Origin of the sequence: Chryseobacterium daeguense DSM 19388 (assembly GCF_000430825.1) — a bacterium.
GTDB lineage: Bacteria > Bacteroidota > Bacteroidia > Flavobacteriales > Weeksellaceae > Chryseobacterium > Chryseobacterium daeguense.
Genome location: NZ_AUMT01000012.1, coordinates 135,848 through 153,886, shown reverse-complemented (window position 1 = coordinate 153,886; position 18,039 = coordinate 135,848). Strand labels below are relative to the sequence as shown.

20 protein-coding genes are annotated in these 18,039 nt (G+C 35.8%); 8 read left to right on the top strand and 12 right to left on the bottom strand.

What is annotated here, in order from left to right; genetic code table 11:
* Positions 1-12: 12 nt before the first annotated feature.
* Positions 13-264 (bottom strand): transposase, encoded by a 252-nt coding sequence (locus tag H560_RS23800; protein ID WP_081413913.1) that lies wholly within the window; start codon positions 262-264, stop codon positions 13-15.
* A gap of 134 nt (positions 265-398) precedes the next feature.
* On the opposite strand from H560_RS23800, the gene H560_RS0114930 reads away from it, so the two are divergent.
* Positions 399-1,175 carry a DUF6119 family protein gene (locus H560_RS0114930; protein WP_027380790.1) on the top strand — a complete coding sequence of 259 codons (777 nt, stop codon included), beginning with the start codon at positions 399-401 and terminating at the stop codon, positions 1,173-1,175.
* Positions 1,176-1,266: 91 nt separating this feature from the next.
* Here the strand turns inward: H560_RS0114930 and H560_RS0114925 are convergent, their stop codons facing one another.
* From H560_RS0114925 to H560_RS0114900, 7 genes are all read right to left on the bottom strand, one after another.
* A complete protein-coding gene (locus H560_RS0114925; protein ID WP_027380789.1) occupies positions 1,267-3,252 on the bottom strand; it encodes a urocanate hydratase in 1,986 nt (661 codons plus the stop codon).
* Between the two features lie 197 nt (positions 3,253-3,449).
* Complete coding sequence (locus H560_RS0114920; RefSeq protein WP_027380788.1) at positions 3,450-3,743, bottom strand: hypothetical protein; 294 nt, start codon at positions 3,741-3,743, stop codon at positions 3,450-3,452.
* 51 nt (positions 3,744-3,794) lie between these two features.
* Positions 3,795-4,271, bottom strand: a complete 477-nt coding sequence (locus H560_RS23630) for an NAD(P)-dependent oxidoreductase (protein WP_262486289.1) — start codon at positions 4,269-4,271, stop codon at positions 3,795-3,797.
* Positions 4,268-4,780 (bottom strand): NAD(P)-dependent oxidoreductase, encoded by a 513-nt coding sequence (locus tag H560_RS23625; protein ID WP_262486288.1) that lies wholly within the window; start codon positions 4,778-4,780, stop codon positions 4,268-4,270. Before H560_RS23625 ends, H560_RS23630 begins: the two co-directional genes overlap by 4 nt.
* An 81-nt stretch (positions 4,781-4,861) precedes the next feature.
* Entirely contained in the window at positions 4,862-5,122 is a 261-nt protein-coding gene (locus tag H560_RS0114910; RefSeq protein ID WP_027380787.1) for a hypothetical protein, read from the bottom strand.
* A gap of 65 nt (positions 5,123-5,187) precedes the next feature.
* On the bottom strand, positions 5,188-5,583 hold the full coding sequence (locus H560_RS0114905; protein ID WP_027380786.1) for a DUF1801 domain-containing protein: 396 nt from the start codon (positions 5,581-5,583) through the stop codon (positions 5,188-5,190).
* A 118-nt stretch (positions 5,584-5,701) separates the two neighbouring features.
* Positions 5,702-6,355 carry a protein-L-isoaspartate(D-aspartate) O-methyltransferase gene (locus H560_RS0114900; protein WP_027380785.1) on the bottom strand — a complete coding sequence of 218 codons (654 nt, stop codon included), beginning with the start codon at positions 6,353-6,355 and terminating at the stop codon, positions 5,702-5,704.
* A gap of 133 nt (positions 6,356-6,488) precedes the next feature.
* On the opposite strand from H560_RS0114900, the gene H560_RS0114895 reads away from it, so the two are divergent.
* The 6 genes from H560_RS0114895 to H560_RS0114870 all read left to right on the top strand — a co-directional run bounded on the left by H560_RS0114895 (position 6,489) and on the right by H560_RS0114870 (position 12,222).
* A complete protein-coding gene (locus H560_RS0114895; protein ID WP_027380784.1) occupies positions 6,489-7,451 on the top strand; it encodes a Gfo/Idh/MocA family protein in 963 nt (320 codons plus the stop codon).
* A 226-nt stretch (positions 7,452-7,677) separates the two neighbouring features.
* Entirely contained in the window at positions 7,678-9,399 is a 1,722-nt protein-coding gene (locus H560_RS0114890) for a cellulase family glycosylhydrolase (RefSeq protein WP_027380783.1), read from the top strand.
* A 181-nt stretch (positions 9,400-9,580) separates the two neighbouring features.
* A complete protein-coding gene (bla-A, locus tag H560_RS0114885; RefSeq protein WP_027380782.1) occupies positions 9,581-10,459 on the top strand; it encodes a CGA/CIA family class A beta-lactamase in 879 nt (292 codons plus the stop codon).
* A gap of 33 nt (positions 10,460-10,492) precedes the next feature.
* Positions 10,493-10,903 carry a hypothetical protein gene (locus H560_RS0114880; RefSeq protein WP_027380781.1) on the top strand — a complete coding sequence of 137 codons (411 nt, stop codon included), beginning with the start codon at positions 10,493-10,495 and terminating at the stop codon, positions 10,901-10,903.
* A gap of 23 nt (positions 10,904-10,926) precedes the next feature.
* Positions 10,927-11,817, top strand: a complete 891-nt coding sequence (locus H560_RS0114875; RefSeq protein ID WP_027380780.1) for a 3-hydroxybutyryl-CoA dehydrogenase — start codon at positions 10,927-10,929, stop codon at positions 11,815-11,817.
* A 165-nt stretch (positions 11,818-11,982) separates the two neighbouring features.
* A complete protein-coding gene (locus tag H560_RS0114870) occupies positions 11,983-12,222 on the top strand; it encodes a hypothetical protein (protein ID WP_027380779.1) in 240 nt (79 codons plus the stop codon).
* Positions 12,223-12,270: 48 nt separating this feature from the next.
* Here the strand turns inward: H560_RS0114870 and H560_RS0114865 are convergent, their stop codons facing one another.
* The 3 genes from H560_RS0114865 to dnaN form a co-directional block, all read right to left on the bottom strand.
* Entirely contained in the window at positions 12,271-12,681 is a 411-nt protein-coding gene (locus tag H560_RS0114865; protein WP_027380778.1) for an META domain-containing protein, read from the bottom strand.
* 171 nt (positions 12,682-12,852) lie between these two features.
* Complete coding sequence (pheT, locus tag H560_RS0114860; RefSeq protein ID WP_027380777.1) at positions 12,853-15,255, bottom strand: phenylalanine--tRNA ligase subunit beta; 2,403 nt, start codon at positions 15,253-15,255, stop codon at positions 12,853-12,855.
* A 606-nt stretch (positions 15,256-15,861) separates the two neighbouring features.
* On the bottom strand, positions 15,862-16,992 hold the full coding sequence (gene dnaN / locus H560_RS0114855; RefSeq protein ID WP_027380776.1) for a DNA polymerase III subunit beta: 1,131 nt from the start codon (positions 16,990-16,992) through the stop codon (positions 15,862-15,864).
* A 202-nt stretch (positions 16,993-17,194) separates the two neighbouring features.
* Here dnaN and H560_RS0114850 point away from each other — a divergent pair, with 202 nt between their 5' ends.
* Complete coding sequence (locus H560_RS0114850; RefSeq protein WP_027380775.1) at positions 17,195-17,548, top strand: diacylglycerol kinase; 354 nt, start codon at positions 17,195-17,197, stop codon at positions 17,546-17,548.
* Here the strand turns inward: H560_RS0114850 and H560_RS0114845 are convergent.
* The gene (locus H560_RS0114845; protein WP_027380774.1) at positions 17,540-17,998 is read right to left on the bottom strand and encodes a GyrI-like domain-containing protein; all 459 of its coding nucleotides are present in this window, start codon (positions 17,996-17,998) and stop codon (positions 17,540-17,542) included. The genes H560_RS0114850 and H560_RS0114845 overlap by 9 nt on opposite strands.
* Between the last annotated feature and the right edge of the window lie 41 nt (positions 17,999-18,039).

Genomic DNA, 18,039 nt, shown 5'->3' with positions numbered 1-18,039 from the left:
TAAATTTATATCTTACCCCTCTCTCTTGGAGAAGATGCCTACCGCCTTTTTTAAGATATCACGTTCAAGCTTTGTTTCTTCCAGTTCTTTGCGAAGTCTCAATAACTCTTCCCTTATTGGATCAGAGGATATTTGTTTTTCCTTGCTAAGTTTACCTTCTTTGTGAAGTTTTCGCCAATTAACGAGACTTTCTTTACAGATCCCAAATTCTTCAGCTACCGAGGATACATTGCCTCGCTGCTCACTTAAAGATACTGCTTGGATCTTAAACTATAGACTGTAATTTTTTCTGATCTTTTTCATACTCTTAAAGATAAAGAGTATAAGAATTGTGTCCTAACAAAGTTAGCAACTCCAAGTCAGTAATAGTAGAAATAATTAAAACTTGTGGAGATTCATTGAAATATGATGAATTCAAAAAAATTATAGAATCTGCAACATTAGAAACATTTGATGAAAATGATATTACATTAACATATGAAAATCTTTCTAGTCACTTTTGCTCAGAAATAATTTATAATGGTAAAAATTATTTCTTACTTGAAAAAGACTGGTACCAAATAAAAAAGTCTTTTATTGATACTATTAATGAACAGACATCCTATTTTCTAATAGAAAATGTTTATACTGGTCCAACACTTCGTAAATGGATAGGCTCTTCAGAAAATACCTATAATGCTAGTTACTTAAAAAAACCAAATACATACGTTTTTGATAAATTTACTTATTTGAATATTGAAGTATGTGATGTTTTAAAAATTGAAAAAGATGAAGTTTATTTTTATCATATAAAAAAGGGATTTGATAATTCTATGCGAGATTTATGTAATCAAGTTTATATAGCATCAAGAAAAATCTTTGAAGATGTAAAGAATAATTATAAATATCTTGAAGGACTTTATGATCTTGTAAAAGGTAATAATGGAAATTCAGATTATTCTAAAAATGCAAAAAAACAATTCGGAACTGTTACTAAAAAACAGTTTATTAATAAATTGCAAGGTAAAAAATTTATATTTGTATTAGCAGTTTTAGATACTTCTGATAGTGGTAGAAGTTTAGCTAATGAAATTAGTAAATTTGATTCTAATATTGCGAAATTTACATTGGTTGAATTATCTAAAAATATGAGAAATTTAGGAGTGAATTTTCAGATTTTACAATTAGAAAAATAATTGTTTATAAAGCTCATATAGGGAAAACCTGCCTTACGGCAGGTTTTCCTATTTCAAAACTTTAAAGATTTTAAACTTTGACAAAGTGGTGTTAAAACAAATTCTCGTCTACAAAATTCGGAAGCGTTACTTTCAGATTGGGTTCTGCTTCCATGGCTCTTTTGATGGCGAAAACGGCGCCTTCGTTTCTGGCCCAGCTTCGTCTGGAGATTCCGTTGTTTACGTCCCAGAACAGCATGGATTTTAATCTTCTGTCGGCATCATCGCTTCCATCAAGTAACATTCCGAAACCACCGTTGATCACTTCTCCCCAACCGACACCGCCGCCATTATGGATAGAAACCCAGGTTGCTCCACGGAAACTGTCGCCAATTACGTTGTGGATCGCCATATCTGCCGTAAATCTGGAACCGTCATAGATATTGGAAGTCTCCCTGTACGGCGAATCCGTCCCTGAAACATCATGATGATCCCTTCCCAGAACCACCGGCCCGATTTCCCCGTTTTTAATGGCTTTGTTGAAGGCTTCCGCAATTTTCATTCTTCCTTCCGCATCAGCATATAAAATTCTGGCTTGTGAACCTACAACCAGCTTATTTTCCTGCGCACCTTTGATCCACTGAATATTATCCTTCATCTGCTGCTGAATTTCTTCCGGAGAATTCTGCTGGATTTCTTCCAGGATCTGACAGGCAATTTCATCGGTTTTCTGTAAATCTTCCGGCTTTCCGCTCGTACAAACCCAACGGAACGGCCCGAAACCGTAATCAAAACACATTGGCCCCATAATATCCTGAACATAGCTAGGATATCTGAATTCTCTTCCCAGTGTAGGGTTTTCCGCCATTACATCGGCTCCTGCCCTGGATGCTTCCAACAGGAATGCATTTCCGTAATCAAAGAAATAGGTTCCTTTTTCTGTATGTTTGTTGATGGCTTCTGCGTGTCTTCTTAAGCTTTCCTGAACTTTTTCCTTGAATAATTCCGGATTTTCTGCCATCATGGTGTTAGACTCCTCAAAGCTTTGTCCAACCGGGTAATATCCTCCCGCCCAAGGATTGTGAAGTGAAGTCTGATCTGAACCAATATCAATCCTCACATTTTCCTGATCAAATTTTTCCCAAACCTCAACAATATTTCCCAGATAAGCCAGAGAAACTGTTTCCTTATTTTCCTGTGCTTTTCTCACTCTTTGAACCAGTTCATCAAGGTTTTCATGAATTTCATTCACCCATTTTTGATCGTGACGGATTTTTGTAATCTTCGGGTTCACTTCTGCACAAACCGTAACGCAGCCCGCGATATTTCCGGCTTTCGGCTGCGCACCGCTCATTCCGCCTAAACCTGAGGTCACGAACAATCCGCCCTTAGGTTCTTTATTTATTTTTCTGAAAGCATTTAAAACTGTAATTGTAGTCCCGTGAACAATTCCCTGCGGGCCGATGTACATATAGCTTCCGGCAGTCATCTGCCCGTACTGTGTAACACCCAGCGCATTGAATTTTTCCCAGTCATCCGGTCTGGAATAATTCGGGATCATCATTCCGTTGGTAACCACTACTCTCGGCGCATCTTTATGAGACGGGAAAAGCCCCATCGGATGCCCGGAATACATCACTAAAGTCTGCTCATCAGACATTTCCGAAAGATATTTCATGGTTAAAAGATACTGTGCCCAGTTGGAGAAAACCGCCCCGTTTCCACCGTACGTGATAAGTTCATGAGGATGCTGAGCCACCGCATAATCCAGATTGTTCTGAATCATCAGCATAATCGCTTTTGCCTGCTCAGATTTTCCGGGGTATTCTGAAATTGGCCTTGCCTTCATTTCATAATCCGGACGAAAACGATACATATAAATTCTACCATATTTCTCTAATTCTTCCCTGAATTCCGGTAATAATTCCGCATGAAACCGAGGTTCAAAATATCGTAAAGCATTCTTTAAAGCTAATTTTTTTTCTTCCTCTCCTAAAATCTCCTTACGCTTCGGAGCGTGGTTGATATTGGTTTCGTATGGTTTCGGCTGTGGCAAGTGGTTCGGAATGCCCTGCTGTATCTGTTCCTGAAATGTCATAGTACGGTTTAAAGTTCTTTGTTTAACGTTTTCTGCTAATTTAATTTTCAAAGTTTTAAAGATATTCAAATTAGAAAATCCATGCAACTAATGTGAGAAATTTCAGGCGTGAAAGGATTCCCCTCCGCTGGTGTTTAGTTTCAAAAATAAAAAACCTTACTGAAATTCAGTAAGGCTCAATATAGTATGTGGTTATCTTAGGTCAAAACATCATCATTCTCTTCTTCGTGATCGTCTTCATTGTCGCTGAGTCCCCAGTAGCTGTTTTCTTCGTCTTCAGCTATATCATCTGTTCCGGCGTCTTCATCCACTCCAGGGATGTCAAGTCCTTTATCAATTTTATCCTCCTCTCCAAAATCATCATCTTCAAAAGGAACTCCATCACCGTCCAGCGGAATATGTTCTTCCTGATTAAAGATATCTTCATTCGGGCTGTAATCCATCTGTTCCAGTTTTCTATCTTGTTCTTGTTCGCTATTTTCAGGTATCATAATAAAAGTATTTAGTGTTGAATAAATTTAAACAAAAATAATTCCAAGTTGCTAGGAATTTTCAGAATAAACATCAGGATTTGCGCAGGCAGGCATTTTTTCACCTTTTGAGAAAGCAATGAGATTTTCTGCAGCCACTTTTGCCATTCCGTTCCGGGCTTCAATGGTTGCAGAGCCGATGTGCGGGAGAACACAGACATTGGAAAGCTCCAGAATAGGATCATCCTTGAAAATAGGTTCGGGATTTGTTACATCCAGACCGGCTCCCCAGATTTTCTTTTCGGTAAGGGCATCGTAAAGATCCTGCTGATTGTGAAATCCGCCTCTTGCCGTATTCACAAAAATGGCATTTTCCTTCATTTTATTAAAAACGGATTTATTGAAAAGATCTTTTTGATCCGGTTTAAAATTAGCATGAACACTTAAGACATCAGATTGAGAAATCAGCTCTTCAAAAGAAACATATTCTGCATTCAGCTCATTTTCAGCTTCTTCATTTCGATGCCGGTTATGATAGATGATTTTCATATCAAAAGCTTTCTGTGACTTTTTTTTGCCATCTCAAAACCTATCCTTCCCAATCCGAAAACACCTAAAGTTTTTCCGTATAATTCCTGCCCTAAAGCATGTAAAGGTTCAAAATCTCCCCAATTACCTGCCTTTACCTTTTCGAAATTATAGCTTGCCCTTCTTGCAACGGCCTGCATCAGCAGAAATGCAACATCAGAGGTAGCTTTGCTAAGAACATCTGGTGTGTTTCCCACGGGAACTTTCCTTGCGATGGCCTCCTTGATATCAACGTGATCAAACCCTACGGAATACAGCGCGATTGCTTTAATATTCGGGCATTCGTTGAAAAAATCTTTATCATATCTAAATTCCATTCCTACGCCCAGTATGGCGTCGTGGTTTTTACAGTAATTGAGCCATTCTTCGTGGGAAAGGTTTTCATGTTCAGGTATAAAGATCTCATGTCCTGCTTCCTTCAGCATAGTGATTCCGATTTCGGGAATTCTTTTATTTATAAATATTTTCATTTGGTTTATATTTTAATAAATTTTTAAATAAAAAAACCTCACTCCGCAAAAAAGTGAGGTTCCTAACTTTAATATTAAAAATTATTGATTCTCATTTGAGTTAATATTCTTATCCCAAGCCTCAGAGGCCATTTCTTCAATTTCTTCCCAGATTTCTTTTGCAGATTTTTTGGTTTGTGCCATGAAACCGTGTTTTGTGGCTTCTTTATTCTGGCTTTTCATATCGTTGATATAATCTTTTACCTGCTGAGAATAGCTTTCTACACTATAACCCGGGTTATTATATAGATTTTTCTGAACATTACTAAAATCATGTGAAGATTTAAATCTATTCGTATCCATAATAATAAGATTTTAAGTGATTAGGTTCTTATTTAAATCCAATTATCATTCCGAACATTAAAATTTTATTTTTTTATTTGAATCAATTCTCCTTTTCTTTTAACCAGGTTTTTATAATCCCATTGAATTTTTTCTGATTTTTCAAGACATTTCCTGATCTTATTTTCATCAATCTCTGAAACATCGTTAAAAAACACAGATGCATCCTGGAACTTTTCACCATGAACATTCAAAAATTCTTCATTAAACGATTTTCCACTCCAGAACATCAGCCGGATTCCTTTCTTTTGTTTACTATACCCCACAATAGGGTTTCCGTCCAAAAACCAGACGGGATGTGCGTGCCATATTTTTGATTCAGCTTCTGTAAGGTTTTCGCTGATAATTTCTGATAGTTTTTCGCAGATTTCATGATCTGCAGCAGTTTGGGATACGTTGTATTTTTGGATTTCGGAGATCATAATTTAAGTTTAATATCTTAAAGTTAAGAAATTCTCCTATTTATTAAGTTTTGGCTAAAGCCAATTTGAGTTAATTTGATTTTCTAAACGGGCTAAAGCCCGTTCCTCTTGATGAAAATTACTGGTTGGTATTTCCCAGCATCGGAACAAATTTATAAGCCCCGAATTCTTCCTTTTCAAATTCAGTCTGGGAAATTTTTGTGAATCTGTATAAAACCTGTTCGTCCGTAGGTCCTAACGGAATAACCATTTTACCGCCTACTTTTAATTGTTTCAACAGCTCTGTCGGCAAAACTGAAGCACCACAAGTCACGATAATTTTATCAAAAGGAGCAAAGGTCGGAAGCCCCGCGAAACCGTCTCCAAAGCTTTGAAACTTCGGGTACAAATGCATTTCACGAAGCTTTTTCTTAGAAAAATCGAAAAGATCTTTTTGTCTTTCCACAGTATAAACATGGGCTTTCATAGCCAGTAAAACAGCAGTCTGATAGCCGCATCCGGTACCTATTTCGAGGATTTTTTCGCCCGGTTTCACCTGTAAAAGCTCCGACTGCTCGGCAACCGTTGAAGGATGTGAAATGGTCTGATGTGCCAGAATAGGAAAAGCGCGGTCTTCGTAAGCAAAATCTTCAAAAATACTTTCTATAAAAAGATGTCTGGGAACTTCATTCATGGCTGAAAGTACATTTTCATCCGAAATCCCGATTCTGTTTCGGAGATAATCAACCAAAATCTTTCTTTTTCCTTTATGTACAAATGAATCTTGCGTCATTTAGATGGTAGTTATTAGGTAGCAGGTAATAGTTTTGACAAAAATAACAAAACAATAATGAATTATCAACCTAAAACCTATCATCTGTTTCCTAATATCTAAAATGATTATATTTACAAAAATTTAATACAGCATGTTAAAAGCAGGTTTGGTAGGTGCCGGACATTTGGGAAAAATACATTTGAGGCTTCTTAATCAGTCGGATAAATATGAATTTATTGGTTTTCATGATAAAGATGCGGAAAACGGAAAGAAATTAGAAGCTGAATTAGGCTATAAATATTTTGAGAACTTCGATGAATTACTTGATCAGATCGATATGCTGGACATTGTAACTCCCACGGTTTATCATTATGATTATGCTTTGAAAGCCATTGAAAAAGGGCTTCACTTCTTCATTGAAAAACCGGTAACCCAAACACTTGAGCAGGCAGAAGAAATCCTTCAAAAATGCCAGGAAAACGGCATAAAAGCACAGGTAGGACATGTTGAAAGATACAATCCTGCTTTTATTGCTACGAAAGAATTCATCAACAACCCGATGTTTATTGAAATTCACAGGCTTGCAGAGTTTAATCCGCGCGGAACGGATGTTTCTGTGGTGCTGGATTTAATGATTCATGATCTGGATATTTTATTAAGCATTGTAAAATCAAAGGTTAAAAATATCCATGCAAGCGGTGTTTGTGTAGTAAGTAAAACTCCGGATATTGCCAGTGCAAGAATAGAATTTGAAAACGGATGTGTTGCCAATCTTACCACTTCAAGAATTTCAATGAAGGCGATGAGAAAAAGCCGGTTTTTCCAGAAGGACGCCTATATTTCTGTAGATTTTCTGGAGAAAAAAGCGGAAGTGATCAGAATGAAAGATGCTCCTGAAAACCCTACTCCATTTGATATGATTATTGAAAATGCTGATGGAGAAAAGAACCAGATTTTGTTTGAATATCCTAATATCCAACCTAATAATGCTATTTTGGATGAATTGAATTCCTTCGCAGATTCAATTACGGAAAATAAAAACGTGGAGGTTTCTATCGAAGACGGAACGGAGGCCTTGAAAGTGGCTTTGGAGGTGATGAAGCTTATTTCTTAGGTTAAGTAATTCACGAATATTTGCACAAATTACACTAAATTATTGATCAATAGGAACGGGCTTTAGCCCGTTTTTTAATTATAACCTAAAACGGCTTTACTCAAAAATTCTTTATATAAACAATTATTTATAATTGAACTTATTCAAAAATTTTTAAATATATTTGTTAAATACAAAACAATAATTTCTTTAAAACAATCTCCTAATATTTTAAATTAAAACTACTATGAAAAGAGCCATCCTATTATCCGCTTTTTTATTGTCTCAATTTGGGACGTCACAGCTTTTAAAAACAAATGGTCAAAAAATTGTTAACGACAAAGGTGAAAATGTACAATTGAGAGGTTTGGGATTAGGAGGATGGATGCTGCAGGAAGGTTATATGCTGAAAACCGCCGATTTTGCCGGTCCTCAATACAAAATCAAAGAAAAAATTGCAGAACTGATCGGTGAAGACGGAATGAATGAATTCTATAAAGCATATTTAAAAAACGGAATCACCAAACAGGATATAGATTTTCTGAAAAAAGCCGGATTTAATTCTATCAGGCTGCCAATGCACTATAATTTATATACTTTACCCATCGAAAAAGAAAAGGTAAAAGGGCAAAATACATGGCTTGAAGGCGGATTTAAAATGACAGATGACCTGCTAAAATGGTGTGCTGATAATAAAATGTATTTAATTCTCGATCTCCACGCTGCACCCGGCGGACAGGGAAATGACGTCAATATTTCCGATAATGATAAATCCAAACCGTCACTTTGGGAAAGCGAAGAAAATCAGAAAAAAACAATAGCCCTTTGGAAAAAACTAGCCGAAAGATATAAAGATGAGCCCTGGATCGGTGGCTATGACTTAATCAATGAACCTAATATTAATTTCACCGGAAAAAATCAGAACGGAACCGATGAAATGTCAAACGCTCCGCTTTGGAAGCTTCAAAAAGATATTACGGAAGCCATCCGCCAGGTTGATAAAAAGCATATTATTATCCTTGAAGGTAACGGATGGGGAAATAATTACAATGGACTGATACCGCTTTGGGACAATAATCTTGTTTTCAGCTTTCATAAATACTGGAATTATAATGATGATGCTACCTTAAAATTTGCCCTTGATTTAAGAGAAAAGCATAATATCCCAATCTGGCTGGGAGAAACCGGGGAAAATTCCAATGTCTGGTTTACGGAATTAATTCAGCTGCTTGATAAACACAACATTGGTTACGCCTTCTGGCCGATGAAGAAAATTGATAATATTGCAGGAATCACAAACGTAAAAATCACCCAGGAATATCAAAAACTGCTTGATTACTGGAAAAACGGAGGAGAAAAACCATCAAAAGAATTTGCCGCAAAAGCTTTAATGAAAATTGCCGCCAACTATAAGTTCAGTAATGTGGAAATTAAAAATGATGTTATTGATGCAATGTTCAGGCAAACTACTGATGGCTCCACAAGACCATTCAAAAGCCTTGTGGTTCCGGGAAAAATAGCAGCAACAGACTATGATTTGGGAAGAATGAACGCCGCCTATTTGGACAAAGATTTTATCAACCTGTGGGTAAGCGACGCAGCAAAACGCTCTGAATGGAACTCCGGAAATCAATTGAGAAATGACGGGGTGGATATTTACAAAACCAAAGACAATCAATATTACATAGGTAAAACGGAAGCAGGAGAATGGATCCAGTACACGATTCATTCAAAATCTGATAAAGCATATACTTTTGACATCAATTATGCTGCTGATAAGGACGCAAAAATCAGAATTGAAGATGCTTCCGGAAAACATTTATCAACAGTTCAGCTGACTTCAACAGGAGGAAATGAAAACTGGAAAACAACTTCAGCAAAAGGAGTTACCCTCAAAAAGGGCGAAAATAAAATCAGGATATTTTTCGAAAGTGACGGAGCCAACCTGAAATATTTTGAAGTAAAATAATAAAAATCTTACATTGCAAATCCCTTTTAGTTTCTAAGAGGGATTTGCTTTTTAACGTTTTTTTAACCACAAAAGAGGCAAAAGATTACGACTTTAATTTTTAAATTCACCCTGTTACAAATCTTCGATTTTATTCTTGATAAATCTGATTTTGTGATTAAATAAATTTTAAACAAAAATTATGAAAAAAATAGGACTTATATTCCTTTTGATTTCAGCATTTACCCTTGCACAGAAATCTGTTTTGGCTCAAAAAATAAATTCAATTATAAAAAATAAGAAAGCCACTGTCGGAGTTTCCGTTTTGGGTTTTGAAAACGGCTTTACCTACAATAAAAACGCAGATAAAAAGCTTCCCATGCAGAGTGTTTTCAAATTTCACATTGCGGTTGCAGTACTGGACCTTGTAGATAAAGAAAAATTATCCCTGGATCAGAAAATTTTATTGGATAAATCAAATTTATTAGAAAACACATGGTCGCCTCTGAGAGATAAATATCCCAATGGAAATGTAGAAGTTCCTTTAAGTGAAATTCTGGAACTTACCGTTGCAAAAAGTGATAATAATGGCTGTGATATTCTTTTGAAATTAATAGGAGGTACGCAAACCGTTCAGAAATTTATGGATTCTAAAGGTGTGAAAGGCTTTCAGATTAAACACAACGAAGAAGATATGCACAAAGACTGGAAAGTACAGTATGAGAATTACAGCACCACGCAGTCTGCAGTTGATGTTATGAAAAAGTTTTATGACGGAAAACTGATCTCAAAAAAATCTACGGATTACCTGATGAAAATAATGCTTTCAACATCTACGGGATTAAACAAATTAGTTGAGCAGCTTCCAAAAAACACTCCCGTGGCAAGAAAAACGGGAGCTTCCGGGAAAAATAAAGAAGGTTTAACCGGTGCAGAAAATGAAATTGCAATCGTAACTTTGCCTAATGGTAAACATTATGCAATCGCTGTATTTGTCACTAATTCAATGGAAACGGATGCAGTAAACTGTAAAATAATTTCGGACATTTCAAAGACAGCCTGGGATTATTTTAATAAGTAAAATTTTAAGCTTATTTTTAAAAACAATTTAAATATGAAAAAAATATTAGTATTTACAGGGATTTTCAGTTTTGCACTTTTCTTTTCACAAAAGAGCCAAAACTATGTACAGATCAGCTACGGAAGCATTTGCTGCGGAACCCCGTCTGATAAGCCTGTGATGAATTACATAAGCCAGTTTCAGAGCAAAAATAAAGTAAATAATCTTGAAGTGTATAAGCAGAGCGGATTGGGAAGAGAAGGAGAATACAATCTTTATATAGGTACTGATAACCTTTCTAAAACCCAGAAAAGTAAGTTCATAAGCGGGTTGAAAACAGCAATTGATTCACAAAATAAAGCCAGAAGAGAAAACAGGGACGGCATTGTAAATTTTGATGAAGCTACTGTCGTAACAAAAGATGATCTGAGTAAAGCAAGAAATTTAACTATCTATAAAAAATAAATTTAATTAAATAAGGAAAAATGATTAAAAACATTGTAGTTATCGGAGCAGGAACCATGGGAAATGGTATTGCACACACTTTCGCACAAAGCGGGTTTTCAGTAAACCTTGTAGATGTATCACAGGACGCTTTAGACAGAGGGTTGAAAACCATTACCACCAATCTTGACAGAATAATTGCAAAGGGAAACCTTACGGAAGAACAAAAATCTGAAACATTAGGCAATATAAAAACGTTCACGGCACTTAAAGATGCAGTAGGAAATGCCGACTTAATCGTAGAAGCAGCTACTGAAAATCAGGAACTGAAGCTGAAAATTTTCGGACAGATGGATGAATTTGCTCCCGAAAGCTGTATTTTGGCGACCAATACATCATCTATTTCTATTACTAAAATTGCAGCCGCTACAAAAAGGGCTGATAAAGTAATTGGGATGCACTTTATGAATCCTGTTCCCATCATGAAATTGGTGGAAATAATTAAAGGATACTCTACTTCCAAAGAAACTTTTGATGCTATTTACGAAATGAGCAAAACATTAGGAAAAGTTCCTGTAGAAGTAAATGATTACCCTGGATTTGTAGCGAACAGGATCCTGATGCCCATGATCAATGAATCTATCGAAACACTTTACAACGGAGTTGCCGGTGTTGAAGAAATTGATACGGTAATGAAGCTGGGAATGGCTCACCCCATGGGACCTCTTCAGTTGGCAGATTTTATCGGTCTTGATGTATGTCTGGCTATTTTAAATGTAATGTACGACGGCTTCAAAAATCCAAAATATGCTCCGAATCCATTGCTTGTAAACATGGTGATGGCAGGCAAACTGGGCGTAAAATCCGGAGAAGGTTTCTACGATTACTCAGAAAGTAAAAAAGCTGAAAAAGTTGCAAAAATGTTTTCAAAATAAAAGAATAATAGAATTTTATAAATTTAATTCATCTTATTTTTAGAACATAATATATATTGTAGAAGCCACATTAATGAGGTATAAAGTTTTTTAAAAAAATAAAATCTACAAGAACAAATATCAATAATTTTATTATCTTTGATTTAAAGTTAAAACATTAAAAAAATGAAATTACCAAAGTTTTTATTAGCAGATAATTCGGAATTTCCAGAAGATCTATTCGTAGTTCACACAGAATATCCAAGATTTATCTTAAACGTTGAGGAAGAAGAAGTGGAGTGGTTAGACGATCTTGAAGGTGACGACGAAGAAACGATGGCAGATGAGGCTACAAAAGTGGTAGAAGCTGCGTTTAAATGGTGTGATGAAGAATTGGCTAAGTACGACGACGAAGAGGAAGAATAATTTAACAATTCAAACATAAAAAAGGAACTCAATTGAGTTCCTTTTGTTTTATTCAGCTTTATTGAATTTTAGCAATAGAAGATTGTCTTTATACAATTCCAGCGTATTTCCAGAAACTACATATTTATTGGCTTTGCCCATCATATCCATGAAGTTATTTTCAACATTCATATTATCACAAGCCATTCTGGTAGAGCCCATTTGCCCTGCAGAAAAATTACCCGTAGAAGGATCCACTTTTGCTGTCCCGAAATAATTGTTACATCCGGCATTTCCATTAATTTTTTCGCCTTCGATATTCAATGTGGGAACTTTCCCTTTTACATTATCTGCCAACGTCCATTTTGTGTCTGCCAATGAAGGCTGGGCTTTCCCTACTTTAGAAGCTGAAGGGCTAGACATTGATCCACACGATGCCAGTACTACCGCTGTGCATATACCTAAAAAAAGATTTTTCATTTGTTATTTTAATTTAAATCAAATTTACGGGAAATTATATTATTAAACGGCTTCCCTATAATTTTATTGTTATTTAACAGTTGCTTTTATACACAAATCGCGCCAAGTTTAAAATGCTTATTAATAAAAAACGGACCTTTCCAAGTCCGTTACTATATATTTGTTATTTTATTATCCTCTTAATTCAGCATTAAATTCTTTCTGGAAAGATTTAACCAAAGAATCCATTACAGCTGCAATTTCTTTTTCTTCAAGCGTTTTTTCTTCATTCAAAAGCTCAAAGCTCATAGCATAAGACTTCTTACCTTCAGGAAGATTTTTTCCTTCATAAACATCAAATAAATTAATATTTTTAATATAAGGAGACTTATTCTTTTTAGCGGTCTGGTAAAGATCCTGATAGTTCACATTTTTATCAATCAATAATGCTAAATCTCTTCTTATCTTATTGAATTTAGGAATATCACGGAATTTCAGCTCGTTTTCTGAGCGCAGTTTCTGAGCATATTCCAGCTCAATTTCTGCATAGAAACATTCCTGATCAATATCGAAATCTTTCAGCATTTGTGGTGCTACCTTACCGATTCTTACTAAAGCAGATCCGTTTACTTCATAGGAAAGAGCATCAGAAAAACGTTCGTCAGCCAAAGCAACTTCCTTATAATCAACCGCCAATCTTTCCAATAAAATTTTCACATACGCTTTTAAGTTATAGAAGCTTGTGGCAGATTTTGGCTGCAGCCAGTTCTCAGCAACCTCTCTCCCGGTGACTAAAATTGCCAGCTGTTTTCTTTCCTCGTATTTTTCCTTTTTGTGGTAAATTTTTCCGAATTCGAAGAATTTAATATCCTGATTCTTTCTGTTGATATTGTAAATGGCATTTTCCAAAAGACCTTCCAACAAAGATTTTCTCATGACAGCCAAATCATTGCTCAAAGGATTTAGCAATTTCACGGCATCCGTTTCATCTTTTACAGAAGTTAGAGAATTATTCATTACTTCATTAAAGCCTAAGCTTTGCAAAGTTCTGGCCCAGTTATTTTCCAGTTCATCCTGATCCTGTGCACTAAGCTTTACAGGAGTGAATGAAATCTTTTGCGGAGCATCAATCTTATTATAGCCGTAAATTCTTAAAATCTCTTCAATAACGTCAATTTCTCTCGTAACATCCGCTCTGTAAGCCGGAACAGAGATTTCAAGACCATTTTGAATTTCATTTAAAACCTGAATATCAAGAGCTTTTAAAATCTCTTTTACTTTCTCCCTGTGAATTTTCGTTCCTAAAATCTGCTCGATTTTTGAGAACCTGATGATCACATAATTGTCTTCAATTTTCTTTGGATATTCTTCCAGCAAATCTCCAACCAGCTTACCATCGGCCAATTCCTGAATCAGTTTGATGGCGTGGGTAATTGCCGTTCTTGTAATATTAGGATCTACACCTCTCTCGAATCTAAAAGATGCGTCTGTATTCAAACCATGAAATTTAGCCCCTTTTCTTACCGCAACCGGATTGAAATAAGCGCTTTCAAGGAAAATAGTTTTTGTTTCGCCGGAAACTCCCGAATTGGCACCACCGAAAACTCCGGCAATACACATTGGGTTGTCTTTTCCGTCTTTGATCATGATTTCGGAACCATTCAGCGTTCTTTCAACACCATCCAAAGTTGTGAATTTTGTACCCTCTTTTACCGTTCCGATTTTCACTTTTTTATCTTCAATCTTATCTGCGTCAAAAGCGTGAAGCGGCTGACCCAAACCGTGAAGAATGTAGTTTGTAATATCTACAATATTATTAATCGGGCTTAATCCGATCGCTTTTAATCTATCTTTAAGCCAGTCTGGAGAATCTGCAACTTTCACATCTTCAATTACAGCTCCGATATATCTTGGGCACAATTCCGGATCTTCTACTTCCAGTGTGAAATCATGTGAACCTTCATTATTCAATACCACTGACGATACCTTTTCAAAAGTTGATTTCTGCTGATTTGTGGAAAGAAATGCAAATAAATCCCTTGCAACACCATAGTGAGACATGGCATCCGTTCTGTTTGGCGTTAAACCTATTTCAAAAACCTCATCGTTTGTAAGCTCAAAATAATCGGCGAAATTTTGCCCAACTTCATATTTTTCGGCATCCAGAACCATGATCCCTCCGTGATCATCGCTAAGACCCAGTTCATCCTCAGCACAGATCATTCCCTGAGAAACTTCCCCTCTTATTTTCGCTTCCTTGATCTCAAAAAAGTTACCGGTTTTATCATAGATTTTAGTACCTACAACCGCTACAGGAACTGTTTGTCCGGCTTCTACATTGGGTGCTCCACAAACAATATTCAAAACCTTTCCGTTTCCTACATCTACTGTTGTTTTTCTTAATTTGTCTGCATTCGGATGTTTTTCGCAGGTTAAAACCTTGCCTACAACAATTCCTTCAAGGCTTCCTTTTATGCTTTCAAATTTTTCTATACCTTCAACTTCAAGGCCTATATCCGTAAGGAATTCACCGATTCTTTCAGTTTTCAGTTCCGTTTTGATAAAGTCTTTCAGCCAATTATTTGATATTTTCATCTGATAATTTCTATTTTTTTAGATGGAACCTTTCGGTTTCATTTTGATATATTTTGAAAAATTTATTAGAATATTATACAATATTACCTGTATAGTTTAAGCGTACAAATGTCGTGTTTTTTTGAGAAATAGAGAAATTTCTGAGAGACTTTAAGAGTTTAATTTTGTCTTAATAGTTTTCTTTTTCTCGACTGGAATAGCAAGACATTGTCATTGCAAGAAGCGAAGCGACGAAACAATCTCAAAATCCTTCTTTTTAACGCTAAGATCGCTAAGAATAGAATTATTAAATTTCGAATATTTTTGTTCGCTAAGACGTTCTATTCAGCAAATGATGGCAGAATTTAAATATGCCATCGCTTTTCTAAAACTAAGTCTAGATTCCTACGGAATGACAAACTTTATGAATATTTTTAATACCTAAATAAAACACTTTACCCTAGCCCCGATTAAGCGGCATGTTTGAGCTCTTTTCTTTTTCGGCGGCCTCGTCTTCGACGAGGAGGCCGCCGAAAAAGAAAAAGCGAGTAGCGAAAGCGGGAAAAAGCTTCAAATAAAAAGAGGTTCTGAAAAATCAAAACCTCTTAAGTATTATTTTAATTAATATTACAACCCAATAACCGGCATTGATAACATTAAAATATTTTCGTTTTCTTCCAGACCATCAAGCGGTTCAATGATTCCGGGTCTGTTTGGCTGAGACATTTTCATGGTGATATCATCTGAACCTAAAATCGTTAACATTTCGGTTAAGAATTTAGAGCTGAATCCGATATTGATATCTTCCCCGTTATAGTCGCAAGGAATCTGCATATCCGCTTTGTTTGCATACTCCGTATCTTCTGCGTGAAGGTGAAGAATATTTGCAGACAGCTTAAATCTCACCTGATTGGTGGATTTATTTGACATGATAGAAGCCCTCTTAATTGCCCCCAATAAAAGATTCCTGTTGATAGTCAATACATTCGGGTTTTCTTTTGGAATTACTGCAGTGTAGTTCGGGTATTTCCCGTCAATTAATCTACAGATCCAGATATGTTTTCCGAAAGTAAACTTGGCCATGTTCTCGTTAAAATCGATGGTAACGTCTTCATTTGAGCTGGCTAAGATATTTTTGAAAATGTTTAAAGGCTTTTTAGGCATGATGAATTCCATGGGTTCGGCATTCATCAAATCCGTTCTCTTGTACACAACCAATCTGTGAGAATCCGTAGAAACAAAATTAGTTTCATTTTCTCCAAATTGGAACAAAACTCCTGTCATTACAGGACGCAGTGAGTCGTTACTTGTTGCAAAAAGAGTATTGGTAAGTGCTTCAGACAAAACTCCGGCTGACATTGTAACACTTTGAGAAGCGTCAAATTCCGGCAGCTCAGGATAATCATCCGCATTGTCCAACGCTACTGCGAAATTGTCTTTTTCGTCTAAAATCTCAAGCTGGCTTCCTGTACCTTCCGCATTATCCTTTACGGCTAACGTGAGAGGCTGCTCGCCATACGTCTTGATAAAATCCTGAAAAATTTTAGCAGGAACAGCAAATTTCCCTGAATCGTCAGACTTTACTTCCAGAGAAGTTACAAGAGTCGTTTCGCCATCAGATGCTGTAATGGTAACATTATTTCCGTCTAATTCAAAAAGATAGTTTTCTAAAATCGGTCTCGATTGAGAGCTTGATATTACGCCACTTACAGTTTGCAAAGCCTTCTGCAGTTCACCACTTGAAATAATAAATTTCATAGATTTAAAAATAAATTTTTACAAATATAATAAATAGAAAATAGATGGAAAAGAATAATCCTGAGAGTTATTAACAACCATCAAAAGAATTCTGTAACTATTTCTACCCCACATTTTTTTGTTGAGAAAGATTTCTCTTTAAGATGATAAATGTACTCATTATTTTTCATCATTTAAGTATATTTGTGAATAATATTTTATCATGAAAAAACCACCCCTCCATAAAAGTTTTTGGAATGCTTTCCGAGGTATTTTTTTTATGATGAAAAGTGAAAGGAATTTTCAGATTGAGCTGCTTGCATTTCTAATTAATCTTTTTTTGATCTTTTATTTAAAATTGACAACGACTGATACAACTCTTATTCTGATCGTCTGTTTAGGGGTTCTAGCTGCTGAGATTTTTAATACAGCCATTGAGAAAATCTGCGATTTTATACAGCCGGAATTTGACAAAAGTATTGGTTTTATCAAAGACATTTCTGCCGGTGCAGTTCTTCTGATGACAATTGTATCAATTATTGCAGGAGTTCTGATTTATTGGAAATATTTATTGTAAAGCAATTAAAATATCTACTTCCGCATTTAGAGTATCTTGTGATTTGCCTCCATATATCTCAAAGTCAGCAGTGTATGCCCTCTTTAGATTCATGGTCCATATCTTATTCCATTCATTAATAACCACTCCTTTAGAAAGATCGCCTTTTGCAGTAAATTTCTTATATACCCCACCATCAAAAGAATAACCGACCATTCCTTCAGGAATAATATCCAAACTATTTACCTTGCAGCCCAAAAGAGTTGTGTATGGTTTTGTGAAATCTTTTTCGTAATCTGTATATACGGAATAAATGGTATTATCAATCTTATCCGGAATATTACTCAGAATATTTTCACGCATCAGTTTTTCCCATAATAACGGAATATCTTTTGCCGCCTGGCCATTTTCATTGGTTGTTCTTATAGAGATCCCGATTATTTTAAAAGGTTCGAGTATAATATTTTCCATTTTTCGTTTTGTTTTAGGATAAAAATAAAAAAATCCAGTGA